Source organism: Paraniabella ginsengisoli (assembly GCF_022513635.1).
In the GTDB taxonomy this organism is placed as follows: domain Bacteria; phylum Bacteroidota; class Bacteroidia; order Chitinophagales; family Chitinophagaceae; genus Niabella; species Niabella ginsengisoli.
This window is the reverse complement of sequence record NZ_JAKWBL010000001.1, coordinates 810,130-835,343: the sequence shown is the minus strand read 5'-3', so window position 1 is coordinate 835,343 and position 25,214 is coordinate 810,130. Positions and strand designations below refer to the sequence as shown.

Sequence of the window (25,214 nt, the reverse complement as noted above, 5' to 3'; positions counted from 1 at the left end):
GAGTTGGAAAAAGTACTTTGCTCAGGGCTTTGCTTTTTTCTATAATGCCAACCAGCAAAAGTTGGGAATACCTGTTGGCAAAAAAGCCTTTGTTGACTTTTACTTTCCTTATCCCAATTCTTATATCATTTATGAAATAACAAGAGAAACCGGCCCTTACTGCATTCTACTTTCAAAATCGCAAGGCCGTGTCAGTTTTCGATTCATTGATAGCGGCTATAAAAGAGCCTATTTTATTGGTAACGATGGAAACATTTCTGAGAGCTGGGACAAAATAAAGCTGGCATTAAACAAAGACAGCATCGCTAGCTCCAAAAAGATTGATCGTTATGAAGATTACAGAAATATTTTGTATGGCAACAGCCAGGGATTAGGCGCTGAATTTAGAAAATACTCATTGCTTGAAAGTAGGCAGTATCAAAATATTCCGAGAGCCATTCAGCACGTATTTCTTAACTACAAAGTAGAGAGCGAATTTATAAAAGACACAATCATTAAATCTTTAAATGAAGAAGAAATAAAAATTGATCTTTCCAATTATTCGCATCATCTGAAAGATTTTGAAAACCAATTAGGCGATATTAAAAAATGGACAGAAAAAACAAAAAGCGGAGAAATAGTTGTACGTAAGCAGGCAGAAACCGTTATTGCCACTTACGCTACAATTAAATTTAATGAAAACGAAAAGCGCAAATTGGCGGGTGAACTGGTTTGGCAGCTAAACGAAATAAAGCAACAACAGCCTAAAATAGCTGAAAAACTAGAAAAGGAACAGGTAAAGCAAAACCATCTTTTGGAAAAAACAAAAGACATAGAAGCAAAATTTCAGCATAAAAAGATAAGATTACTGCCGAAATAAATGTATATAACGGTAAGCTGAAAGAAGCCAAAACAAAGGCTGACGAATATGCAAAACTGAACATTGAAAGCATTATTAAAAAAGTAGCGAAAAAAGCAGATTGGGAAACGGAAAAAGAAAATCTAATCGGTCAAAAAGAACTTTTAGAATCGAACTTTACCGATATCAAACAAAAGTTTGAAGCTCAGATTCATCAGCTTCAAAATCAATTTGTTGCTTTTGAAAATTTGAAACAAACAGAAATTAATGACGCCCTTCAAAAACAATTCATTTTTAAAGAAACGCTTACAAATGAATATGACCAACTGTTTGACGAAATAGAAAAACAGCATCAAGAAAAATCGGATCTGGCTCAAACCTTAATTGAAGAAAAGAAAACGGCTATTTCAAATCTGCACATTCAAAAAGCGAAAACAGAACACAAGCGATTATACGAAACTGAAATAGATACGTTGCAAAATGAAAATCGTGATTTTTTAGAAAAAATACGTATTGCCGAAAGCAACATAAAACAACTGAATGCAGAAACAGAAACCATAAAAAAACAATGGGAATTAGAAAAAGAAAAAATTGAAACATCGGCAACCAGCCAAAAAGAAAAATTTAAAGAACAGAGCTATAAATTTCAAGAACAAATAACACAGATTGAGAATAAAATAGAACAAAGCAAAGATTCTCTTTATAGCTGGCTGAATAAAGAATATCCAGGTTGGGAAAAAACAATTGGAAAAGTAATTGATGAAGAACAGATTTTATTCAAATCTGACTTGTCGCCGGAATTGATTGCAAATGCTGATGCTGGTTTTTATGGCATTCGTTTAAACCTGAATGAAATTGACAGATCGGTAAAAACCGTTGCCGATTATGAAAAGGAGCAAACAGATTTAAACAAAAAAATAGAATTGTTGCAAACAAAGATTGCTACAATTGATAAACAGTTCAATTCCGAAACAGACAATCTTAGAAAACAAAAACAAACTAAAATAAACGATTGTAAAAAAATTATTCAGAAAACCGAATATGATGTGCAGCAATACCATCAAAAATTGAATGCTGCAATTATAAAGCTGGATGAGTTGACGGCTCGCGCATTGGAAGAAAAGAAAACAGCTTTGGTTCAAATTGAAAGTAACATTGTAAAAGCAAATGCAGAAAAATTAGATGCAGAAAAAGCGGCAACCGAAGTAGCAAGAGAAATTAAAAAGCAAATAGACGCAAAGAAAAAGAGAAGCAGAAAAAAATTGAGGCTGAACAAAGCAGCGTTGCCGAATGGATTGCTGAAATTAAATTATCAATAAAGTCCGAACAGCAGGAAACAACAAAAAAACAGCCGCATTAGAACTACAAAAAAGCAGGAACTAAACGATAAAGGTGCAGACACAGCGCGCATTTCAGCTTTTGAACAAAGAATAAACGAACTAAAAACGGAACTGGATTTTATAGAGAAAAATCGCGACCGGGTTGCAGAATATAACAAGGATAAAAAAGAACTTTTTGATAAGGTTGAATTTTTTAAACATAAAAGAAAAGCCTTTGAAGAACAGTTAAGCACGGAATTTTCAAAACATCTTCAACAAAATAAAAAGCTGGCAGATGAAAGAAAACTACTTGAAGAGGAAATTGAGGCAACCGCAAAGCAGCTTAGCAATGTGGAAGAAGATTTGCGCGAATATGAAGCATTCAAACTAACCGATGCGTTCAAAAGCATTCCTGAGCTTTTAAGCGAGCCTAATGCAGAAAACAAAACGTTGGAGCGGGGCAAAACTTTGATAGCAGGGCTTAACGAAAAGCATTATACCGGCATCCAAAGATATACCGATTTGCAAGCCGCTATCCATAAGTTTAACGGCAATTTTTCTTCTCAAAACATATTCAAATTCAAAACGAATTTGATAGAGCAGGAAGCCTATTTTCAATTTTCAGAAGACTTACAAGAATTTGTAGAAGAAGATAAAATTGCTCTTTTTGAAAAAAGGATCAACGAACTTTTTGCTGATATTATCAGACAGGTTGGCAAAGAAACAACCGATTTAATGTCGAAAGAAGGCGAAATTGAAACGGTGATCAAAGACATCAATTCAGATTTTATAAAGCGAATTTTTACAGGCGTCATTAAAAGCATTGAGCTTAGAGTGGTGCCAAGTGAAAATAAAATTGTTCACCTGTTGGCAGAAATTAAAAAGTTTAATGATGAAAATATACATGAAATAGGAGCCTCCAATTTGTTTTCCTCAAATGAGCAAACAAGAGAAGCAAAAAATAAAACAGCTATTCATTTGCTATCACTTTTAACTGCCGAAATAGCGAAATATAAGCACAGCGATATTAATCTTTCTGACACGTTTGAGCTGGAGTTTAAAGTTATTGAAAACGATAACGATACCAATTGGGTTCAAAGCCTTGCCAATGTTGGCTCTAACGGAACGGATGTGTTGGTAAAAGCGATGATCAACATTATGCTGCTCAATGTATTTAAAGAGGGCGCCACAAAAAATAAATTTAAAGATTTTCGTTTACATTGTATGGTAGATGAAATTGGAACATTACATATTGAAAATGTTCGGGGTTACTGAAATTTGCTAACGATCGAAACATCTACATTTTAAACGGTTCGCCTCAGTCTATAGATGCGCTGGCATACAGATACACTTATAAACTTGCCAAACAAACCGACCCTCGTGATGGAAAACCTGTAACAATTATCAATCGGTTAATAACAAACAATAGAGATAGAAAATGAAGCTGCCTTTAAACATTGCCGAAAAATTATTATCTCTTCAAAATGGTGCAGCGATTCCTTCGAGTCAATTGCGCCACGGCATTATTGAAGATATGGTTTCGGATGGAATACTTTACAGGCCCGGAAAACACAGAAGCCTTATTCATGTTATGAATCAGGATCAGCTCCATCTTTATTTAGAAAATCGTTTTTCAATAAAAAATCTTGACGGATACGTTACAGCATGCAAAAACGAGAATATAACAAGGAGCGAATTGGTAGCTGTTTCTTCCGATTCGAAACTTACAAAAGTGAGAACCTTTAAAGGCTTTTTGGTGAATTGCTATACGCCCATACAGGCAACCTTAAATGACAAACCCATAACACTAAATTGCCTGAACGGAACGTTTCAGTTTATTTATGATTTTGAAAATTTTGTTCCTGAAAAAAATGTCACAATCATTGGAATTGAAAATCCTGAAAATTTTTATTACATCAGTCAACAGCAATATTTGTTTGAAAACATGTTGCCATTATTTGTGTGCCGGTATCCGCAAAATCAAAGCAAAGACTTGATTAAATGGCTTCAATTGATTCCTAACAATTATTGGCATTTTGGCGATTTTGACTTTGCAGGAATTGGTATTTATCTAAATGAGTTTAAAAAACATCTTGGCGAAAAAGCCAGATTTTTTGTACCTCCGAATATTGAAAAGCTCATTTCTCTAAATGGTAACAAACAACGTTACGACAAACAGAAACTATACTTCGACATTGATTTAATAATGGAAGAAAAACTGAAAGAACTGATACAGATCATTCATAAATACAAGAAGGGGTTGGATCAGGAAATATTAATCAGCGGATAGTCCATTGATCATTGACTATTGACTCTCAATACCCATACTTTTCCTTCCACAATTTCTTTAAATAATTACGCAATTCATTCTCGCGGGCATTATTTCCGGGATCATAAAATGCAGTGCCCGAAAGCGTTTCAGGCAAATATTCTTGTTCGGAAAAATTATTATCGTAGCTGTGTGAATATTTATATCCCTTTCCGTAATCCAGGTTTTTCATCAGTTTCGTAGGTGCATTTCTGATGTGTAGAGGCACGGGCAGATCTCCAAATTTATTAACGGCGGCCATTGCTTCATTTATGGCCATGTAAGAAGCATTGCTTTTGGGAGATGTGGCAAGATATACCGCGCATTGAGATAGAATAATTCTTGATTCGGGATGGCCTATTTTATTTACAGCATCAAATGTAGCATTGGCAAGCAGCAGTGCATTAGGATTGGCATTGCCAATATCTTCACTTGCCAATATCAACATTCTTCTTGCAATAAATTTTACGTCCTCCCCTCCTTCTATCATGCGCGCCAGCCAATACACGGCGGCGTTTGGGTCGCTGCCACGCATTGATTTTATAAAAGCTGAAATAATATCATAATGCTGTTCACCACTTTTATCGTACAGTGCTACTTTCTTTTGCGCTACATCCATTACTAATGCATTGGTAACTTCAATCGTATCTTTTGCAGTGCTACAAACCAGCTCAAGCAGGTTCAATAATTTCCGGGCATCGCCTCCGCTGATATTTATTAATGCATCTGTTTCTTTTAGAATTATTTTTTCTTTTTGAGAATAGCATCGTCGCTTATGGCTTTATGCAATAATTGTATCAAATCCTTTTCGTCTAATGCTTTCAATACATATACCTGGCAACGGCTCAACAATGCGCTATTTAATTCAAAAGACGGATTTTCTGTTGTAGCGCCAATCAAAGTGATAATGCCTTTTTCTACTGCATGCAGCAAAGCATCCTGCTGGCTTTTGTTAAAGCGATGTATTTCATCAATAAATAAAATACTTTGATATTCGTGCCTGGCTTTTTCAATTACTTCCCTTACTTCTTTCACGCCGGCATTTACCGCGCTTAACGAAAAAAAGAAACAGATAGTTGGCTTGCAATAATATTAGCAAGCGTGGTTTTACCTGTTCCTGGTGGACCCCAAAAAATAATAGATCCCAGCGATTTATTTTCAACAGATTTTTTAGTATGCTACCGGGTCCGATCAAATGTTGCTGACCTACAACATCATCAAGCGTTCGGGGCCTTATACGTTCTGCAGTGGAGTCATTCCACGAAATTATGGCACATTTGTTTTTAAAAACGTTACAATTTTCTGAAGACTCTCAGTTAGCTCAGGGCCATCCCAACCATGTTCTTCATTAGGATAAAATATCAGTTCGCTTTTTACATTAAAATTTTTTAATCTGGCCTCTAAAGAATAAGACTGCTGCTTCGGTACAACATTATCCAAACCTCCCTGCAATATTATTGTTGGCGGAGATTGAGCCGAGACAAAATTAATAGGACTGCTATCGTAATATAGTTGGGATCTATTCGCTGGTGTACCTCCTAACAAAAGATTCAGGCCGTATGCCATTTGCCTATTTGTGGAATAATAATAATTATATAAGGCTTCCATATCAGCAGGGCCAAAAAAAGACACAATAGCTTTGGGTTTCACAACGGAATTATTCTTATAGGCTTGCAATTGTGCTAAATGAGCTCCGGCACTGACGCCTACCAATACAAATTTATCAGAAATAAAAAAATCGCTTCTTTTATTGAAAATAAATTCCACAGCAGACTTTATATCCTGTTCCTGAGCAGGAAAAGCATTTCGAACAAAGTCAAATAACCTGTAGTTAACATTGAATATTGCATAGCCGGGAAATACATTTTTGAACTGCTCTATATTGGCGTTAAAGTCGGTTTTATCTCCTTCAATCCAAGCTCCACCGTGTATCAATACCATAACCTTTGTACCTTCAGTGCTTCTGTTAGCTGGTAGGTACGCATCCATTTTTTGATTTGCATTGCTTCCGTATGATATGTCAATAAGGGTTTGCGCCTTCTTAGCAGATAGAGGTATATCTTCCCTTTCATCTTTAGAACATGAAACCAAAGTGATCGTAAGCAGTAATGTCAGAATATGTTTCATAAGGGCAGGCTTTAATATAGAGAAGAGCAGCAACAGAAATCTACATCAAATCTACTCTTTTTCCATTTGCTTTACCGGCATTGTTATTTTCGCCTCTATACATAACAAATGCATTTGCTATTTTTGATATTTTCACTTTTCTTTGTACAAACAATTTTATCAAAAATTCCAGCAATATATCATCTCTTTTGCAGCAGCACCTCGATCTGCTAAATCACTGACATTTTTTAATTATCAGTAAACAAGTTTATCCATTTTAAAAAGATTTTGATATGTCTGCAACTGTAGCGCAAACAGCCGGTTATTTTATAGAGCTTGAAGAGGAATACGGAGCACATAATTATCACCCACTTCCAGTTGTATTAAGCAAAGGATATGGTGTATATGTATGGGATACAGATGGCAAAAAATATTTTGATTTTCTTAGTGGTTATTCTGCGGTAAATCAAGGCCATTGCCATCCAAAGATTGTCGATGCATTTACTACGCAGGCTCGGCAACTCACTTTAACAAGCCGTGCATTTCATAATGATAAATTGGGCGAATTTGAAAAATACATTACGTCGTTATTAGGTTACGATAAAGTATTACCAATGAATACCGGGGTTGAAGCTGTAGAAACAGCCATAAAACTTTGTCGTAAGTGGGCTTATGAAATAAAAGGTATTCCGCAAAATGAAGCACAGATTGTTGTGTGCAATAATAATTTTCATGGACGCACAACAACCGTTGTCTCGTTTAGCAGTGATCCCGAAGCGAAAAAAATTTTGGACCTTTTAGCAGCGGCTTTATTAATATTCCATATAATGATGTAGCGGCTTTGGAAGCCGTATTGCAATCGAACAATAATATTGCCGGTTTCTTATTAGAACCTATTCAGGGTGAGGCTGGCGTTTTTGTACCAGATAATGGTTACCTATCTAAAACTAAAGCTTTGTGCGAAACACATAATGTTTTATTTATTGCAGATGAAATTCAAACAGGACTTTGCCGTACCGGGAAGATGCTTGCCTGCGACCACGAAAATGTTCGGCCTGATATTGTCTTATTGGGTAAGGCATTAAGTGGCGGCATGATGCCTGTGAGCGCTGTTCTTGCTGATGATGAAATTATGTTGACTATTAAACCCGGGGAACACGGTTCTACTTATGGTGGAAATCCTTTAGCCAGCGTTACCGCTATTGCTGCTTTAGAAGTTTTGGTAGAAGAAAATATGGCCGAACACTCAGAAAACATGGGTGCTTACTTTCGCGAAGCTTTAAAAAAATACAATCGCCTTTAATTAAAACAGTAAGGGGAAAAGGTTTATTAAATGCCATAGAAATTGATAGTTCCAATGATAATATGGCCTGGGATATTTGTCTCGCTTTGAAAGAAAATGGCCTGCTTGCTAAACCTACGCATGGAGATAAGATACGATTTGCGCCACCATTGGTAATTACTGAAGAACAATTAAAAGATTGTGTTGTTATTATTCAGCAAACTTTACAAACATTTGAGTAACCCCCGACATTCATATAATTTCTTACCTGCTTTTTTGATTGGGGCCATAGAAGGCCTGATCGTGACTTTGGCGCTTTTTTGTTTTTTGTTAGCAAAAGGTATAGATCAGCAACATATATATATATATGTTGGTATAGCAGTACTTTTCATTGCAACGTTACTTGCGCTAGGCGCTTATTATACGCGAAAAGGAGAGCTTGAAAGCAGCAGCGGCGAAAGCAAAATTTTAAAAATATATCAGGCATTAGATATTGATGAGAAATTAAAAGAAGCAATGGTAGCTGATACGGTGCAGGAAAACCAAACATGGGAAAAGGAATGGCAGGAAAGTAATAATGCAACCAGCAGCCTTATGCCCTTGCATTACGCACGCTCCATGTTTAGCGGGTTTATACTGGGAGGAATTGTTATTTTAATCAACAATTATTTTTTGCAACTTCCAGATTACGCCGCATTCCTGATTCCATTTTTACTATTAGCTTTTTTAGGTTATAATAAATATAAACTATCAAATCAAAAACCCGTAAATGGTTTATTGCTTATATCGCTTTCGGGTATGGCGGCGGCAGTAGCGGCATATTATGCGGGCGGACTTTTTTAATCAATATTCAAATCCCCGGTTTTTATTTTGGGTTCGTTAGGAAAAAGTGCTGTGATCATCAATACTATACAGGCGAGCAACAACAAATAAATACCTAATAATTTTTCCGGGCAAACACCACCTTCACATCTTGTTATCACACCAAAATTTCTAATACCCCAGGCTAAGTTAAGCGCCGCAAAAAGTAAATTCACTCTTTTTGCCCAAACCCTTGGAATAAAAGAGCAAAGCAATATTAATCCAACCAATATAAAATGAGTTAAAGCAGGTTTTCCATACCTGGTCCCAGCGGTATCAACGCCAGAAATTGTTATAGCAGGATCTTCAATTCGCATCCAGGGCATCAAACATGCCGCAATTAAAAGCACTGCTCCAATTATTGTTATTAGTAAAGAACGATTCATGGGTTGCAAAATAACAAGGTTTATCGGCAATAAAAAAAGCGCTCATTTAAAAGCGCTTTCAATTACATGATTTTTATACTTCTTAGAAGTAAAAAACACCACTTACACCAATTGCACGATGCTGATTGTTTTTGTTCGCATTGTCTTCGTTACTTCTTCCTGGATTAGTATTGGTTAACCCTATACCATATTGCGCATGCACACCAAATTTTCCAAAGTCTAAACCGGCAATAATGTTAGCACCAAAGTCAAATCTTTTAAAATCACCAGAACCGACAGTACCTTGTAAACCGGTACTATTTTCGTTAGGGTCTGCAGGATTATCATTACCCCAGTTAATATTTCTGGAAGTAGTATTTGTTTGGCCATCAACTGTTGTGGTTGTTTTAAGCTTACCACCTAAACCTAAAGCTGCGTAAGGACCAGCGCCTATATAAGCTTTCATTTTTTCATTAAGAGGCAACATCACCGCAACATTCACAGGCAATTCCAGGTACATAGGATTTACTTTGTTAGTAATTGTTCCGTCACTATTTTCTGACTCTGTACCTTTAGATTGAAAGTCAAGACCCGTTCTAATTTCAAATGTTGACCCTAAAGGTATAGCACCAATAACACCAGCATTGAAGCTATTAAGGCTTTTACTTGCATCGACAGACCCTTCTCTACCATTAGTAATATTTGTGTTGTTCCATCCCCTTTAATTCCAAATTTTGCATCAGCAAAGCCTTGAGCGTTTGCAGCACCAGCAAAAGCAAATAATGCAACCGCACCGATAATCATTTTACGTTTCATAATTTTTAATTTTAAGTTTACTTAGGATTCAATTTTCGACCTACCTTATCAAAATATTGTGCCAAATTTCGTAAATGATCAGGCCTGCTTTTTATAAATACTTAAAATAACTTGATTATCAGTATAGTGTAAATTAAATTATTTAATTCTTTGATAGAAATTCTAATGAATACTCATCAGAGATTTTTGTTTGCTCGTTATTGATATTTTGAATTTTTCTGACTGTTTTTAAAAGTTCAAGCAACTCCTTTCGGTAACCATCTTTATCCGTTTTAGAAGTTTGAGAAATGATCTGTTGCGCCAATTCATAACCACCAGTTCCTTTATATTCAGAATTTCTAAGCAACATGCCGAACTGTGCAAGACCTGCAGCTAAATGAATATTTTCACTCGCATTTCTAAAGGTAACCGGGCTTCCTGCAATTACTTTTTGTAATAACAAGCTTTTATCTCCATCTGGTTTCTTATACCTGAATTTAACCGTCATCACTTCATTGCTATTTGCAAAGCCAGAAGCTGCTTCTTTGTTATTGTGATATTTTAAATCATCCACAATTTTTAGTTCCGGTGCATTAATACCGACTGGTATTATTTCGTACAAAGCTGTAACGGTATGCCCGCTGCCTAGTTCGCCTGCATCTTTTTTGTCATCATTAAAATCTTCATTGGCAAGCATCCTGTTTTCATAACCAATCAATCGATAGCCCTGCACTTTTGCCGGATTAAATTCTATCTGCAATTTTACGTCCTTCGCAATGGTGAACATAGTGCCACCAAACTGGCTGATCAATACTTTTCTAGCTTCGCTTAGATTATCAATATATGCATGATTTCCGTTTCCTTTGTTGGCAAGCTTCTGCATTTTGGCGTCCTGATAATTGCCCGTTCCATAACCCAATACCGTTAAGAAAATACCGGTCTTTCTTTTTCCTCAATCATTCTTTCCAGTTCATCATCGCTGCTTTGACCTACGTTAAAATCACCGTCAGTACAAAGCACAATTCGGTTATTACCATTTTTTATGAAATTTTCCTGTGCTATTTTATAAGCCAGCTGAATACCGGCGCCACCCGCTGTAGAGCCCCCAGCCTGCAATCGATCGATAGCATCTTTTATTTTAATAGTTTCATTTCCTTCGGTAGAAGGCAATACAACGCCTGCGCTACCTGCATATACAACCATTGCCATTTTATCCTGCGGCCTTAATTGGTCGGCCAGCAATTTCATGGAAGATTGAACCAACGGCAATTTGTCGGGCGACGACATGCTGCCGCTTACATCAATCAGAAAAACGATATTGGCAGCTGGTAAATTTTCAGTTGGTATTTTTTACCCTGCAGGCCGATTGATATCAACTGGTGCTTTTCATTCCAGGGACAAACGGTATATTCTGTATTAATGCTGAAAGGCTCGTTGTTAGAGGGCTGCGGATAATTATATGTGAAGTAATTAATCATTTCTTCAATACGCACCGCTCCGGCTGGCGGCAATTGTCCATTATTAATAAATCTTCTGATGTTGCTATAAGAAGCGCCGTCCACATCAATCGAAAAAGTAGAAAGCGGATTTTCTTTTGATTTTAAAAATGGGTTTTCCTGAATATGATCATATCCTTCGCGGCTGAAATTGGTATTGTTGCGCCTGCTATCGTGTTGAGCAACAAGCCCTCTTACGTGATCAGCGACGGCAGCTCTTACACTTGTCATTTGACTTTTTTGTTTGCCAAAAGCAGCAACATTGGCAACACTTCCAACAATGGCGCTTTTCTGTTGAGTGCCGTACCCAACTACGACCACTTCCTCTAAGTTTTGATTGACATTTTTTAGAACGATGTGCATCTTCGTTTTTGCTCCAACCTTAATTTCCTGCTGCTGAAAACCGACAGCAGTAATAACTAACACCGATTTGTCGTTTTCTATATCCATTGAAAAATTTCCATTATCACCAGTGGTAGCTGAATTTGATGTTCCTTTTTCCTGAACAATAGCAGCGGTAATGGGTTGATTATTTTCATCCACAATTTTTCCATTGATGCTCTTTTTTACAATGGTAAAGGCCAGTAAAGCGATACATAATGTAGATGCAGTTAAAATTTTTATGTATTTCATAAAATTATTTTTGATGTATGAACATAAGATGCAGGAAAGAAGAGGATTGCATAAATACCGCCCATCCTACCTCCACATAGACCTCCGAGGTTTTGAAAACCTCGGAGGTCTATGTCACATTGTAATGATGATGCATTCGGTTCAAATCAGAAAATCTTAAATTGCATGTGTAATCTTTTGGATTTTTGCATCATTGTTCAGTTATGTGCTAAAGTTGAAGAGTGCGACGCAATTTCGCTGATAGAATTACAGAAGCTGAGTTCATAATAATAATTGTTAAAAACTCCCCTTCAGGGGGCGGGGGTAAAAATATTTGGCGCAGGTTTTTAAAATAACATCTCTTAAAGAGGCAAGTGATGACAGCTTGTTGCTTGAGTTTAAGCAAACCGGCGATCAGCAGGCATTGGCGGAGCTATACCTGCGCTACAGCGATTTGCTATATGGTGTATGCCTGAAATATCTGGAAGACGCTGATGATGCAAAAGATGCGGTAATGAATATTTACCAGGAATTGTTGCGCAAGATACCGCATCACGACATTCAAAATTTTAAAAGCTGGGTGTATGTGCTTACTAAAAATTATTGCCTGATGCAATTACGCAGCGCCAAAAAGCATATTACCGTAAATTTAGAACAGCACACTGTGCAATCGGACGATTTTTCGCATCTGGATAGTATAATAGAAAAGGAGGAAGCTTTTAAAAGGCTCGAAAAATGCATCGAAAAATTGCCGGAAGAGCAAAAAAGCAGCATCCGATTATTTTATTACGATAGTAAATGTTACAACGAGATTTCGGAAACAACAGGCATGGATTGGAATAAAGTACGCAGCCTGATACAGAACGGACGGCGTAATCTTAAAATTTGTATGGAAAAAAATGCAGCAAACTAATAATACATATCCGTTTTATGGGCCGGAAGATATTAAAAGATATCTGAGCGGCAGCATGAATGCACAAGAAATGCATGATATGGAAAAAGCTGCGTTGAGCGACCCGCTGCTGGCAGACGCCATTGACGGGTTTAGAGGGTTTAGAAATGCAAATGCAGCTATTGTTGATAAGCATCTGAACGATATAAGAGCTGCCATTTTAGGCACCCAGGAAAAAGAGAACCTGGTAGTTCCTATTACAAAAAATAATAATAGTTGGTGGCGTTGGGCGGCTGCGGCTTGTAGCCTGGGTATTATTGCCAGCAGCATTTGGTGGTTTACTCAAAAGGATCAAAACGGAATTGGGAAAAGTCCTGTTGCTGTAATAGAGACGCCAACGGCTGAAGAACAAAAACCTGCTCCGGCTCTGCAAAATTCAGATTCTGTTGAAACCGCCCTCACGGATATAAAGAAAGCAGGTAAAATTCCAACGCCATTAGTGGCTGAACAGCCTGTCGCTGATCTTTCTAAAGGAAAATCAAAGATAAATGCATTTTCTGAATCGAAAAATAGTACGGTACCTGTAGAAGCAGCGGCAGAAGTAACCCCAGATGCACCTTTAATAGCTGCCACCAACAGCGAAGCCCAACCGGCTCAACAGCAAGATTTTAACGTTAGCCAACAGCTTATGATCAGAGGAGACAAAGCCTATGCTCGATCGAAAAACGAATTAAAGGCCGCGATAACGTCACAACCGCCGAAGATGATTTACGGGAAAGTAACTGACAAACGAGGTATTCCTGTCCCCTCTGCTACAATCGCCTTTTCGCCAAATAAGGGAACAGTTACCAACTCAGATGGCAGTTTTGCGCTACCCGCTGACGATAGTAGTGTGAAAGCAACCATATCTATGGTTAGCTATCAGCAAACAGTAGCTACTCTTACACCTGGAAAAAGTAATAATATTACACTTTCGAAAATGGATCAGGATTTAAATGAGACGGTAGTTGTTGGGTATGGCCAACAGAAAAGGAAGGGTAAATTAGGCGATTTCCAAAAATTCAAAGCAAAAACTGAAGCGCCAAATGAGGAGGTTATTTACCCCGAAGAAGGCTGGTCTGACTTTTACCAGGAACTGGGCAGCAACCTGGGGGTGGATAAATCGAAAGCCACCAAAACGCTGCAAATAAAATTTACAGTTGACGAAAATGGAGATCCGGTGGATTTTACTATTGTGGAAAGCCCTGATGAAATTTTAACCAAAAAAGCTATTGAGTTTATCAAAAAGTCAAAATGGAAAAACTTTAAGCTTGATAAAAAAGCCTTGGTAAAAATAGAAGTCAATTAAAAAAATGCTCCTGTTAGAGATTAAATCCTTAATCGACAAACTGCCATTTCGGCGCAATTAAATTAGGTTCGATTTTCATCATTCAAAATATACGCTTCAAATTTTCAAGAAAGAGTCTTTCTCACTTCTTCGTTAGGGTGGGGGATGAGTTAATATGTCATAAAAAAAGTGATTAATTTATACGTCTTCTAGAGCGGTTCTATCTAAAATTTAATTTTAGATAGAACCGCTCTTTCATTTCAATGTGTTCTTCGTTTTATACATTTTCAGATTTTTTATCCTTCATAATAACTTGAGATAACAAAATGAAATAATAAGAATTTATAATTCGAAAATTATATCAAAAATATTTTCATTTAACTAATATAATAAATTTAAAATGAAATAGTTATTATGCAACAAAGGCAAAAATATTCAAAAGGTAATTTTCACAGTAGAATTGATCCTTAACTTCCTGTAGGAAATTATATTTTACAATATATATAATTTACAAATGATTAATAAATAATATATTATACAAATATTGATGACTATTATTTTTAGTAACAAAAGACATGATAAGAATTTAAAAATATACTAATATAATTAGTATATTTTTCGGCACTTTTCTTACAGAAACAAAAAGCATTAAAAACGAAATTTTTATGTTTTTAAAAGCAGGTACTAAAAATTATTTTAACAGTTATGAAAAATACAGAAGTGGAAAAATGAGAGAATTGATGCTTAAATTCAATTTAGCTAACATAAAAAAGCGAGCCACTTCTTACTTGAAGTGGCTCGCTTTTTTTATTGTAATTCCTCAGTGAGAAATAATATAGACCGTAATTATACTCCTGTCCAATTGGCAGGATCCTCTCTCCAACTTAACAATTGAGTTGCCTGTTCTGCTTGTATCATTCCCTTTTCCTGAGCAAGCTCTAGCAAGACAGGATAGCTGGTTAAAGGGTGATATTTTATATTGCGCTTTTCAAAAGCTTCTCTTGCAATAGAAAAGTCGTAAGTAAAAATCGACACCATTCCAACAATTTCCAGCCCCGCTCCTTCTAATGCATCTACTGCCTGCAAACTACTTTTTCCTGTGCTTACCAAATCTTCTATCACCACAATTTTTTGTCCTGGCTCATAACGCCCTTCAATTTGATTACCCAATCCGTGATCTTTGGGCTTTGGACGAACATATAAAAAAGGAAGTTTTAACTGATCGGCGCCATCGCTCCCCAGGCAATTCCGGCTGTAGCCACACCCGCCAAAGCATCGGCATCTGCAAATTCTTCAAACAACACATTGCACATTTCGCTTTTGATAAAATCGCGGATAAAGGGATAAGATAACACGCTTCGGTTGTCGCAATAAATGGGGCTTTTCCAGCCGCTTGCCCAGGTAAACGGATTTTCGGGACTTAATTTTACGGCATTGGCCTGTAATAATTTTTCTGCAACAACTTTTGCATCATTCATTATATGCTAATTTTAGGTTGCGAAAATATACGTTTCTCAAACTCCGGCGTTAAAAAGCTGGGTTTTATAATCCACATAGTTATGCAGATTACTATTTATATACACAACAAACCCGTTTATTTGGTTGATGCCCTGGACGAACAACTGGAAAAATGGCACCATCAGCCAGAGACTATTTTTATAGATGAGTTGGACATGCACACTATAAAATCGATGCTTCATGAAATTAATTTGCCCGAAATCAGGCGGGGCATATTTCTTCATGCTGATCTTGGCGAGCTGAAAAGCCAGTTTTTAAAAAATTTGAAGTGCATGTAGCAGGCGGCGGATTAGTTATTAATGAAAATGAAGAATTACTGATGATCTTCCGCAGAGGCGCTTGGGATTTACCAAAAGGCCACCTGGATAAAGGCGAAACCATTGAGGAATGTGCTTTAAGAGAAGTGCGGGAAGAAACAGGTTTGCAAAATCCGGAATTGAAACAATTTTTGGCGACTACATATCATAGTTACGAGCAGGGAACGCATCATATTATGAAAGAATCTCATTGGTTTTTGATGAAAAGTGCCCTCGCAGAAAAGCTGATTGGTCAAACTGAGGAAGATATTGAAAAGATCGAATGGGTAAAAAAGGAGGATATGAATCAGTATTTGGCTAAAGCTTATCCGTCTATAAGGGATGTGGTGAATGCGTATTTGTCCTAATCCGATTGTTTAAATTGTGACTGAAAATTGACAGCTTATCCATCAAAAACTCTATCTTTAATAAATGTCGATTAGACATTTTATAGCAAACCGTCTTTCAGGCATGTAAATTCAGTCCAAATTAAACAATAGCATGACCCGCGATTTCTTTCTTAAAGCCATATTCCATTTAATATTAACAACCAACGCTTATACCGCTTTTGCAAATAGTATTTTTCAGTACACTAAAAAAGACAGCATACCTGTTGCGACGCAAGTTGGCGTTTCTGCGATAACAGAACATATTGAGCCAATTAAAGCCCCATTCGCTATGCCTCAATTGCAAAGGCCGGAATTTCCCGCATTAAGTGTAACTATTCTATCGTTGGGCGCTAAGGAAGGAACAAAAGTTACCAAAGAAATTCAAGCAACGATAGATAAGGTACATCAGCAAGGCGGTGGTAAAGTCATTATCCCAAAAGGACGTTGGCATACCGGGCGCATTGAACTGAAGAGCAACGTAAATCTTGAAATAGCTAAAGGTGCCGAACTTTATTTTAGTGGTGAAGTGGAGGATTATCGACCAGCAGTTTTTACAAGGAATGAAGGTATAGAAGTAATGTCGTTGGGCGCTTGCATTTACGCAAACGGGCAACGAAATATAGCAGTAACAGGTAAAGGGAAATTAATCGGGCCAGCAAAAGATGGATCAGTACGGAAGCAAATTATGACAAAAGATGTGATTGAAAATGTTGTATCGCATACAACACCTGTAGCAGAAAGAGTATATGAAGGTCACAATGGTGATTTTATCTTTCCGCCCATGTTCATCTCTCCTATCAATTGCAGCAATGTATTGATAGAAGGGATTTCACTTGAAAACACAGCCTTTTGGAATATTGTTCCTGTTTACTGCGACAGCGTTATTATACGTGGTGTAACCGTTCACTCCGTTGGAATACCAAGAGGCGACGGTATTGATATCGAATCTTCCAGAAATGTGCTGATTGAATATTGCACGCTTAGTTGCGGCGATGATTGTTTTACTATTAAAGCCGGAAGAGGTTATGATGGCCTTCGTGTGAATCGCCCTACAGAAAATGTAGTGGTACGTTATAACCTTGCCAAAGAGGGCCATGGTGGCATTACCTGTGGAAGTGAAACGGCATCAATGATACGTAATCTTTATGTGCATGATTGCGTGTTTAATAAAACAAGATCGGCCATCAGATTTAAAACGCGCAGGCCAAGAGGCGGCGGAGGTGAAAATCTTTTTTATGAAAATATAAGAATAAGCGACGCTAAATACGCTTTTGAATGGGATATGCTCGGCAGCGCACAACATGTTGGCAGTATGGCATCTCGCTATCCGCCAAGAGAAAAGAATGAATTAACACCGATGTTCAGAAACATAACTGCAAAAAATTTTATTATTGAAAGTACCAATCAGTTGATAAAAGCTACTGCTATTCCTGAAAGCCCGTTAACCAATGTTTCAATAGAAAATATAAAAGGAAATGTTGAGAACCTTATCGCAGCAGCTGATGTAGATGGATTTACTATCAAAAATGCTGAATTGAATGTACAAAATCCGGGAATCAATTTATTGGATGTTAGAAATATAATCTTCAAAAACGTGCGATTTACTTCGCCAGGAAAAGGATTGACTACAAATGTAACCGGTCCATTATCAAATAATATAAAATTTATTAAAACCATTCCTGCCAAACCTCAAAACTGGAAGAAACATTTTTGGCAACCTGATAAAGCAAGCGCGCCATTAAAGAGATAAATAGGATTCAACTGCGTTTATGTAGGATGAATTATATATTTTATAGTTGAAAAGTGCGACGCAATACCGATGCCATATATTGATTGATGACTCAAAAAAACTTCACAAATATTCAAATACAATGACCAATAATTTTCGACGTTCTTTATTATTTCTTGCTTTTGTATGCATGATGTACTTTACTGCAATAGCACAACCAAAATTAAAAATGGTGAGTGAACATAAAGGCCCGGTAATTGCATCGAGCCACCCCGATGTGCTGGCAAGTGGCAACAGATCAGGGTTTGAAACGGGCCAGGTAGTGAAACTTGACAACGTATATCACATGTTTGTGAATGAAATGTTTGAGCGGCCGCACAGGGATATGAGAATTGCTTACTGGACAAGCAAAGATGCTGTGAACTGGAAACGACAATCAACTATAGTGCCCAGCATTCCGGGAAGAACACATACCAACCCACGTGCGGAAGTTTGGGTGAATGCAGTGATTTTTAACGAAGCGGAAAATGTATGGAATATTTTTTATGTTGCTTATCGCGGCGGTGATAGCACTAAAGGTGAAATCACCGGAAACGATTACCAGGGGCGGATTTGGCGGGCAATGTCGGTTGTAAAAGGCAAAGAAGGTATTGCGGGACCTTATGCTGACATGGGCATTATGCTGGAGCCGGATGGAGAATCTCAACCGTGGGAAGGCCAGCAAGCAATAGCCTCTTTCTTTCCTTATAAAGCCGGCAATAGCTGGTATGCGATGTACGACGGGCATTATCACACACCGAAAGGTGGCTGGCCAACGGGTATGGCTTTTGCAAAAAACTTAAACGGCCCGTGGAAACGCATGCCAGATGGCTTTAATCCGTTAAAGGTTGCGGATGAGTTTATGGAAAACGAAATCGTGTATCAATTAAAGAATGGTAAGTATATAATGATCTTCGATTCGTTTGGTGACCAGGAAATTGGTTATAGCCTTTCGGATGACGGTGTGAACTGGAAAAAAGAAACGAGGATTAAAATACAGTCAATTAATAATACATGGGCCGAGCCGGGCGACCATTATACACGTACACCACTGTGCGCAATACCTGAAAAAGATGGAACTTTTACTGTTATTTATACAGCGATGACTAAGGTCAATAACAGGAATTTCTATGCTATTGGGAAATGCTCAATAGCGTGGAAATAGAATGTTTTTTGTTAACATGAATATGCTTAATTTTTAATTACATACCCATCAACAAGGCCAAATTGTTGGGCTATGGCTTCCGATAAATAATCTTTTAGTGAGCAGGCCTCAAGCGCTTCAATACCTTCAACCACCTTTGACGCATTAAGCTGCGAACCTTCCTTGTTTGGATGAGTGTGATCTTTTGGGAAAAAATCTTTTACAGCATCCGCGCCCATTTCATCGTAAGCATCAGCAATCAATGCATTTAGGTCAATAAAGTAAGCACCAGATTCTTCAGCAATCTGCTTGGCCCATAAACCATAATCTTTATCGCTTCTTGCGGTCTTTCCGTTTTTAAAATTATTACGGGGAACCGGCGAACAAATAATGAATTGCGCCTTTTGTTTTAGCATCTTGTACATACTTACGCATGTAGTAGCCATAGGTATAAACGGTTTCATTTATTTTTCTGATAGGATTATAAATGTCTTTATGCTCATTTCCTATTCCTTTTATGGTTCCTCTTGCCCGTGCTGTATCATCAAGCGGACTACCATCATTATGACCAAATTGCATAATAACAAAATCGCCTTTCTTTAACGTTTTCAATATAGCTTCCCATCTTCCTTCAGTAATGAAGGTGCGGCTACTTCTTCCACCAATTGCATGATTTTGTACATCGATCTTTGTGGTATCAAAGTAAGTATCAATCAGGCTTCCCCAACCCCACAACTGATCAGCACCTTTGCCACTGCCATTTTTAACAGTAGAATCGCCAATAATATATAATACCGGCTTTTCTGTCAAAATAGTGAACGACAAAAAAACAAGTGACACACTTAATATTAAACAAATCGTTTTTTTTACAATCATAGTTATTCGCATTTATTATTGATTAATAACAGACCCTATATGAATAATATATACTTCTTAGCTACTAAATATGCAGCACATATTTAGCAAGTAGCAATACCACTTTTATTTAAGGTCTTTAAAATAGGTACCAAATTCCGTTTGCGTTATACTGAACACAGTCCCGTGTCTCAAACCTTTTGGCATATCAATTTTATCAGAAATATCCTTCCAATTTTTCAGATCACTTGAAACAATTGCCCCATATTTATGGTCGCGATATTTATCAAAATAAACGATCCACTCGTTTCCCTTCTGCAATACTGTAGGGCCTTCTGCCCAATAGTTGCCGGTTATCGGCACACTTGCATCTGAATAAGTACCATTGATGGTTTTGCTGGTAGCTATCTTAATATTTTTTTCTGCAACAGGAAGTTTAGTTTCATCTTTTAGGAACATGATGTATTTTTTTCCCTTTTGCTTTATCGTAGCATCAATAACTGTAAAGCCCTTATCATAAAGTATTTCTGGCTTTGTAAAATTTTTAAAATCCTTAGTAAATACATAATACATGCGATGGTTATATTTTCCGTCTCCTGAAGAATCCGTCTGAGGAAATTTACCGGGAATGGTTGTTGCCCAATAAATCATATATCGTTGCTTTTCCGCATCATAATTAATTTCAGGAGCCCAACAGTTCAGCGCATTCTGCTGTTCCATCAACGGAATGTATTGTTGATCACTCCAGTGGATCAGGTCTTTCGATGACGCATAACCAATCCCCTTTTCATTCCAGCTCACCGTCCATACCATATGATATAAACCGTCGCCACCTTTTATAATGCAAGGATCACGCATCAATTTATCATTACCCGCAGCAGGTTTTAAGAAAGACTGATCATTATTAAGGGCGCTCCATTTATATCCATCTTTGCTATAAGCCATATGCAAGCCATCCTGCCCATTGTCTTTAAAATAGCAAAACATATACACTTGTTGCGCAAAAAGATGCCCACCAAAAAGAATATTGCTGTTATCAGGAAAAAATATTTTAGTCTCTTCATATACACTTAGCGGTTTAAGTTTTATTCAGATGGCTTTAGACTTATATAAACAGGTCGGTCACGGTCACATACGATTTCTCCATACTCCAACTTTAGTTCAGCAACCTGAATCACACTTCTCTTGTTTTCAAATGATCCTTTAGAAGCAGGCTTATCTTGCCTTCTGCCGGGGTGAGTAAAATAATAAACATAAGCACGGTCATTGTTAACTACCACATCGCAATGCCCGCCAATGGCCTGGTCATCGTTGCCCTTTCCCGGTTGTTCTAAAATTCGGTCAGATTGTTTTTCCCAATTCATTAAATCATCACTTGAAAAAATCTCCATTCCTTTCCACGCATCAACAATCATAAAATACTTATTCCTCCAAAAAAATACTTTAGGCCCCTCACCCCTTGTGTCTATTGCTTTTCCTTTATCTTCCCAATGATACAAGTCTTTGCTATCAGCATAGTAAATACTTTTACCATCCTTTTCATTATTATACCACATGCGCCAAAATGAATCATTTACTTTATAAACAGAAGCATCTATCACTTTTTCATTTACCAGTTTTAAAACTGATTGATATTGCCAATTTTTCAGGTCTCCGCTGGTTAGATGAACAATAACACGAGGATGGTTCCAGTCTTTAAAAGTGCCTGGCACATACGTCAGATACATATGATATAAACCATTATGCACTGTTACATCCGGAGCCCAATGTGTGTAGCCTTTATCCGGTCTGAAATTAATATTTGCTGTATCTAAATATTTCCAACTTGACCCGTTAACGCTTTCTGCTATACCGATGCGTGTACCATGTACCCAGCTAACCGAAGAGTCGGCAATACTCGCCCGGCGATTTGTATAAAACATCCACCAGCATTTTTTGTGCTTATTATAAATAATTACGGGGTCGGCTGCGCCGTGATAAACAGGATCATCATATAAAGGTTTTGTTACTGCTTTTTGTGCTTCAACATTTGCAACCCAAAAGCAAATAACTATCATAAAAATCAAACACCTCATAGTTTTATTTTAAAGGTGTTAAAGTAACGCTTCCTGAAAGTCCTGATGGAAGCGGGCTCCAATGCGAAGCATTAAAAATACCGTTCTTTGCGTTCTCAGGTTTTCTTGCCGGCATATTTGTATTATAGAATATTTTCCAGGGAATATTATTTTTATCCATGTAGGAAATCCTGTTAGCCATAAGATTGGCCACTATTATTTCCAGTTTGTTTTTCTGTTTGAAATCAGAAGCTGCAATCGTTGTTGTATAAGAAGGACCTATTAAGGTTGCCATCTTTTTTCCATTCAATAATACTTCAGCAGTTTCATGTACTTCACCAAGATCTAACAAATAATTTTTGGCTGCCGCTGGCCTATCAAACTCAATCGTATATTTAGCAACTCCTGAAAAATTATTCACTTTTTCATCTTTGAGTTCCGTCCATAAAGAAGGCGTTATTAACGTTGCTGAAGATGGCAGCTCAGGACCACCTTCCAAAAATTCTATTTTCCAATTTCCTTTTAAATCAACTGCGTCACCAGCGGTATGAATGTAAGGATAGCGCGTGCCTTGTTTTTTGTTATTATAAGACTGAATAATTAAAGACGCATGTGGCTCTAACTGCACTAGCACTTCCACGCCACCATCATTTGCCTTTCGCACATCAGCTAAACCTTTTTTCCCGTTTGTCGGATCAAATAAAGCTATAGAACTTGCTGCATCAGATAGTTTTATCCATTCTTCAATTTTCTGATCACTACGATTATTAGTAAAATACAAATGACCATGCTCATTTTTCCTGCGTAGTATATATACTGATTTATCTTCGGAATTCTCAGAACGCGCCTTAGCGTAGCTCATTAATGCTTCGATATCCTCGCTAACACAAACAACACCTTTACCCCAATTCGCCTTTGCGATAGCCCCTTCTGTTTGATAAGTCAATCTACTTAAAAGATCTTTCAGGCTTTTTCTTCGCATGTCAAGTTGGCCATAGCCAGGAACGTCTTTTGGCAATTCTTTATAAACTAAAAGCTTTGCGCCCTGTTTCACCAGGTTCATTATTTTACTAAACGATGCATCAGATATCAATTTGTTTCCGGGGAGCATTATAGCTTTATACTGATTGCCGCCTGTTATGAGTTTATTGTTTTGAAAAACGAATTGTTGCAACTGTCTATCTGAAAAGAAATCGAAGCTATATCCTCTTTCAATCATGTCATGAGAAACATGTTCAAAATCAGTATTTACAAAATTCTTTTCCATGCCATCAAAATGTTGGAGCAGTGTATTACCGGGTTCAGAATAACGATCAATTATTGGATAATACAATAGAATATCATTATCGGGGTTGCCTCTTTGTAAGAAAGATTGCACTCTTGCCACATATTTATTTAATGCATGAAAGTGTCGCCATTGTGGGTTTTCCGGCTGAAAGTGCACTGCAGCATAAAACAACCATCCAGGCCATTTCACTTCTTTCGGAGAGTATTCCGTACCATGATAAAAAATGTGGTTAACACCCCTAAAAAGAAAAGATCAACAGCCTTCTTAACATCACCCCAGGAAGACAGAAAATGTTCATCAAGCCATGTGGCTGATTCAGATGAAACAAGTGGTTTGCCTGTAACATTTGCTGCGGAGGTAGCAAACTTGAAACGCAAGACATCATTGCCTTCCGTTTCAGGAATATCAACTACACTGTACAAATCAAGCGTATTAGCAGGAGAACCATGACTTTGATTGCGTAATAACTTACCTTTTCCTTCGCCCCACTTTTTCCATTCCATTGTAAAATGTTCCAACAATAATTCATCAATCACTGAGCGGTAATCGTAAATAACGCGGCTATTTTTATCTGCATTTGATGTACCAAATAAAGCAGGCAATTCATTACGCAAGTCATATCCTTTCCTTTTTTCAAATTCCTTAAAAAAATTGGTGTCCAATTGGCTTCTCCTCTTGCGTCGTCTACTTCATAAGAATCATTAAAAAAGGAACGGAGATAACTTATATCATAACCTTTAAACGCTTCATCAAATCGTTTAAAATAATGCTGCGCGGCTTCTTTGGAGAAATGATCAATTGCATAACCTTCACCGCCGGGTGCTGCTCTTTCCACCATTTTCCCATGCAGTCCTTCAAACAGTGCGTACAAAGTCCAATTAGATGACGTTGATGGAGCTACCCACTTCAGTTTTCCGTTAACGTCAACTTTGCTTTTTATATCAATCGATGTACCATCATCCGCATAAGCCATTAAAGCTATAAGAGGCAAATCACCAGGAAACTGAATTTGATCCAGCGCCAGCTCCTGCAGGTTTTTATTCAGATATAGCGGATTTTGTACATTTCTTATATCCGTTTTCTTATTATTTGCCGTGCGAACGAATGCTTCACGTTCATAACTAATCCTTTCTTGTAATTGCTGCCCGGCCTTTAATGTATAAACTTTGTGAAAAATACTTTTGCTTGCATCAGCATCTTTCACCCATGGGCCTCCAAAAGGCCAACCCGTTCCGTTTGCGAGATCAACGCCCAGGCCCAGCCTTTTGCTTTCTTTCAATGTATAACTAAACAACTGCATCCATCGAGGAGAAAGAAAATCTACAAAGTTTTTTTCTTCACCATATATGCCATAAATGGGCGTTATCTCTACACCTCCAAGTCCAGCCTCTTTGTACTGTTCTAAATTCCAGCTAAGTCCTTTTTCACTTACAGCGCTGCCCTCCCACCACCATCGTGTCCAGGGTTTATTTTGTTGTGTAATGGAAGGCCATTCTATTTGGGCATCTACTTTTACACAAATAAGAAAGGAGATTACCAGACAGCCAAATTTCAGGGATGTAACTGTTGATTCAAATATTTTTTTAAAAGCACAATCGTTTCGTTAATGTTGACAAAAAATGTTACTGATATATGAACAAATACAATTCGTTTGTTAACTGATTCGTATTTCCAATAAATCAGTATGCTATAAAATTAACG

At 37.4% G+C, this 25,214-nt stretch carries 25 protein-coding genes and 4 pseudogenes; 11 read left to right on the top strand and 18 right to left on the bottom strand.

Going from position 1 to position 25,214, the window contains the following annotated elements:
• Positions 1–49 precede the first annotated feature (49 nt).
• The 3 genes and pseudogenes from MKP09_RS25440 to MKP09_RS04705 form a co-directional block, all read left to right on the top strand.
• Positions 50–859, top strand: a pseudogene (locus MKP09_RS25440) (ATP-binding protein); the annotation flags it as partial.
• Positions 844–3,432 (top strand): annotated as a pseudogene (locus MKP09_RS04710) (ATP-binding protein). The pseudogenes MKP09_RS25440 and MKP09_RS04710, both read left to right, overlap by 16 nt.
• Before the next feature lie 163 nt (positions 3,433–3,595).
• Positions 3,596–4,447 (top strand): DUF7281 domain-containing protein, encoded by an 852-nt coding sequence (locus MKP09_RS04705; protein WP_240826647.1) that lies wholly within the window; start codon positions 3,596–3,598, stop codon positions 4,445–4,447.
• Positions 4,448–4,472: 25 nt separating this feature from the next.
• Here the strand turns inward: MKP09_RS04705 and MKP09_RS04700 are convergent, their stop codons facing one another.
• From MKP09_RS04700 to MKP09_RS04690, 4 genes are all read right to left on the bottom strand, one after another.
• Positions 4,473–5,183: an AAA family ATPase gene (locus tag MKP09_RS04700; protein WP_317235250.1), complete on the bottom strand. Its 711-nt coding sequence runs from the start codon at positions 5,181–5,183 to the stop codon at positions 4,473–4,475.
• Positions 5,184–5,206: 23 nt separating this feature from the next.
• On the bottom strand, positions 5,207–5,500 hold the full coding sequence (locus MKP09_RS25430; RefSeq protein WP_317235179.1) for an AAA family ATPase: 294 nt from the start codon (positions 5,498–5,500) through the stop codon (positions 5,207–5,209).
• Between the two features lie 17 nt (positions 5,501–5,517).
• Positions 5,518–5,601: an AAA family ATPase gene (locus MKP09_RS25425; RefSeq protein ID WP_317235249.1), complete on the bottom strand. Its 84-nt coding sequence runs from the start codon at positions 5,599–5,601 to the stop codon at positions 5,518–5,520.
• A 130-nt stretch (positions 5,602–5,731) separates the two neighbouring features.
• Positions 5,732–6,592 (bottom strand): alpha/beta hydrolase, encoded by an 861-nt coding sequence (locus MKP09_RS04690; protein WP_240826645.1) that lies wholly within the window; start codon positions 6,590–6,592, stop codon positions 5,732–5,734.
• A gap of 272 nt (positions 6,593–6,864) precedes the next feature.
• Here MKP09_RS04690 and rocD point away from each other — a divergent pair.
• Together rocD and MKP09_RS04670 are read left to right on the top strand one after the other, a co-directional pair.
• Positions 6,865–8,095: pseudogene (gene rocD / locus MKP09_RS27870) on the top strand (ornithine--oxo-acid transaminase).
• Between the two features lie 34 nt (positions 8,096–8,129).
• Complete coding sequence (locus MKP09_RS04670; RefSeq protein ID WP_240826642.1) at positions 8,130–8,696, top strand: VIT1/CCC1 transporter family protein; 567 nt, start codon at positions 8,130–8,132, stop codon at positions 8,694–8,696.
• On the opposite strand, the gene MKP09_RS04665 is transcribed toward MKP09_RS04670, so the two are convergent.
• The 6 genes from MKP09_RS04665 to MKP09_RS04640 form a co-directional block, all read right to left on the bottom strand.
• A complete protein-coding gene (locus MKP09_RS04665) occupies positions 8,693–9,100 on the bottom strand; it encodes a hypothetical protein (RefSeq protein ID WP_240826641.1) in 408 nt (135 codons plus the stop codon). The genes MKP09_RS04670 and MKP09_RS04665 overlap by 4 nt on opposite strands.
• 82 nt (positions 9,101–9,182) lie before the next feature.
• Positions 9,183–9,779 carry an outer membrane beta-barrel protein gene (locus tag MKP09_RS04660; protein ID WP_240829260.1) on the bottom strand — a complete coding sequence of 199 codons (597 nt, stop codon included), beginning with the start codon at positions 9,777–9,779 and terminating at the stop codon, positions 9,183–9,185.
• Positions 9,695–9,895, bottom strand: coding sequence for a hypothetical protein (locus MKP09_RS04655; RefSeq protein WP_240826640.1), 201 nt, complete (start codon positions 9,893–9,895; stop codon positions 9,695–9,697). Before MKP09_RS04655 ends, MKP09_RS04660 begins: the two co-directional genes overlap by 85 nt.
• A gap of 142 nt (positions 9,896–10,037) precedes the next feature.
• Positions 10,038–10,793, bottom strand: a complete 756-nt coding sequence (locus MKP09_RS04650) for a YfbK domain-containing protein (protein WP_240826639.1) — start codon at positions 10,791–10,793, stop codon at positions 10,038–10,040.
• Positions 10,794–10,798: 5 nt separating this feature from the next.
• Positions 10,799–11,161 (bottom strand): VWA domain-containing protein, encoded by a 363-nt coding sequence (locus MKP09_RS04645; RefSeq protein WP_240826638.1) that lies wholly within the window; start codon positions 11,159–11,161, stop codon positions 10,799–10,801.
• A gap of 17 nt (positions 11,162–11,178) precedes the next feature.
• Positions 11,179–12,003 carry a von Willebrand factor type A domain-containing protein gene (locus tag MKP09_RS04640; RefSeq protein ID WP_240826637.1) on the bottom strand — a complete coding sequence of 275 codons (825 nt, stop codon included), beginning with the start codon at positions 12,001–12,003 and terminating at the stop codon, positions 11,179–11,181.
• Positions 12,004–12,316: 313 nt separating this feature from the next.
• On the opposite strand from MKP09_RS04640, the gene MKP09_RS04635 reads away from it, so the two are divergent.
• Positions 12,317–12,895: an RNA polymerase sigma factor gene (locus MKP09_RS04635; protein ID WP_240826636.1), complete on the top strand. Its 579-nt coding sequence runs from the start codon at positions 12,317–12,319 to the stop codon at positions 12,893–12,895.
• A complete protein-coding gene (locus tag MKP09_RS04630) occupies positions 12,882–14,222 on the top strand; it encodes a carboxypeptidase-like regulatory domain-containing protein (RefSeq protein ID WP_240826635.1) in 1,341 nt (446 codons plus the stop codon). The genes MKP09_RS04635 and MKP09_RS04630 overlap by 14 nt, the downstream gene beginning before the upstream one ends.
• An 825-nt stretch (positions 14,223–15,047) precedes the next feature.
• On the opposite strand, the gene MKP09_RS04625 is transcribed toward MKP09_RS04630, so the two are convergent.
• Positions 15,048–15,371: an orotate phosphoribosyltransferase gene (locus MKP09_RS04625; RefSeq protein ID WP_240826634.1), complete on the bottom strand. Its 324-nt coding sequence runs from the start codon at positions 15,369–15,371 to the stop codon at positions 15,048–15,050.
• 44 nt (positions 15,372–15,415) lie between these two features.
• Positions 15,416–15,679 carry an orotate phosphoribosyltransferase gene (locus MKP09_RS04620; RefSeq protein ID WP_240826633.1) on the bottom strand — a complete coding sequence of 88 codons (264 nt, stop codon included), beginning with the start codon at positions 15,677–15,679 and terminating at the stop codon, positions 15,416–15,418.
• Positions 15,680–15,760: 81 nt separating this feature from the next.
• On the opposite strand from MKP09_RS04620, the gene MKP09_RS04615 reads away from it, so the two are divergent.
• From MKP09_RS04615 to MKP09_RS04600, 4 genes are all read left to right on the top strand, one after another.
• On the top strand, positions 15,761–15,997 hold the full coding sequence (locus MKP09_RS04615) for a hypothetical protein (protein WP_240826632.1): 237 nt from the start codon (positions 15,761–15,763) through the stop codon (positions 15,995–15,997).
• A complete protein-coding gene (locus tag MKP09_RS04610) occupies positions 15,988–16,383 on the top strand; it encodes an NUDIX hydrolase (RefSeq protein WP_240826631.1) in 396 nt (131 codons plus the stop codon). Before MKP09_RS04615 ends, MKP09_RS04610 begins: the two co-directional genes overlap by 10 nt.
• 133 nt (positions 16,384–16,516) lie before the next feature.
• Positions 16,517–18,154, top strand: coding sequence for a glycoside hydrolase family 28 protein (locus MKP09_RS04605; RefSeq protein WP_240826630.1), 1,638 nt, complete (start codon positions 16,517–16,519; stop codon positions 18,152–18,154).
• Between the two features lie 121 nt (positions 18,155–18,275).
• Positions 18,276–19,337, top strand: coding sequence for a glycoside hydrolase family protein (locus tag MKP09_RS04600; RefSeq protein WP_240826629.1), 1,062 nt, complete (start codon positions 18,276–18,278; stop codon positions 19,335–19,337).
• 26 nt (positions 19,338–19,363) lie between these two features.
• On the opposite strand, the gene MKP09_RS04595 is transcribed toward MKP09_RS04600, so the two are convergent.
• The 6 genes and pseudogenes from MKP09_RS04595 to MKP09_RS04575 form a co-directional block, all read right to left on the bottom strand.
• On the bottom strand, positions 19,364–19,732 hold the full coding sequence (locus MKP09_RS04595; RefSeq protein ID WP_240826628.1) for an SGNH/GDSL hydrolase family protein: 369 nt from the start codon (positions 19,730–19,732) through the stop codon (positions 19,364–19,366).
• Positions 19,683–20,156, bottom strand: coding sequence for an SGNH/GDSL hydrolase family protein (locus tag MKP09_RS04590; RefSeq protein ID WP_240826627.1), 474 nt, complete (start codon positions 20,154–20,156; stop codon positions 19,683–19,685). The genes MKP09_RS04595 and MKP09_RS04590 overlap by 50 nt, the downstream gene beginning before the upstream one ends.
• Before the next feature lie 141 nt (positions 20,157–20,297).
• Positions 20,298–21,158 (bottom strand): glycoside hydrolase family 43 protein, encoded by an 861-nt coding sequence (locus tag MKP09_RS04585; RefSeq protein WP_240826626.1) that lies wholly within the window; start codon positions 21,156–21,158, stop codon positions 20,298–20,300.
• Positions 21,159–21,256: 98 nt separating this feature from the next.
• Complete coding sequence (locus tag MKP09_RS04580) at positions 21,257–22,246, bottom strand: glycoside hydrolase family protein (RefSeq protein WP_240826625.1); 990 nt, start codon at positions 22,244–22,246, stop codon at positions 21,257–21,259.
• 4 nt (positions 22,247–22,250) lie between these two features.
• Entirely contained in the window at positions 22,251–22,853 is a 603-nt protein-coding gene (locus MKP09_RS27865; protein WP_394801028.1) for a glycosylhydrolase-like jelly roll fold domain-containing protein, read from the bottom strand.
• Positions 22,854–22,964: 111 nt separating this feature from the next.
• Positions 22,965–24,996: pseudogene (locus tag MKP09_RS04575) on the bottom strand (glycosyl hydrolase); the annotation flags it as partial.
• Positions 24,997–25,214: the final 218 nt, after the last annotated feature.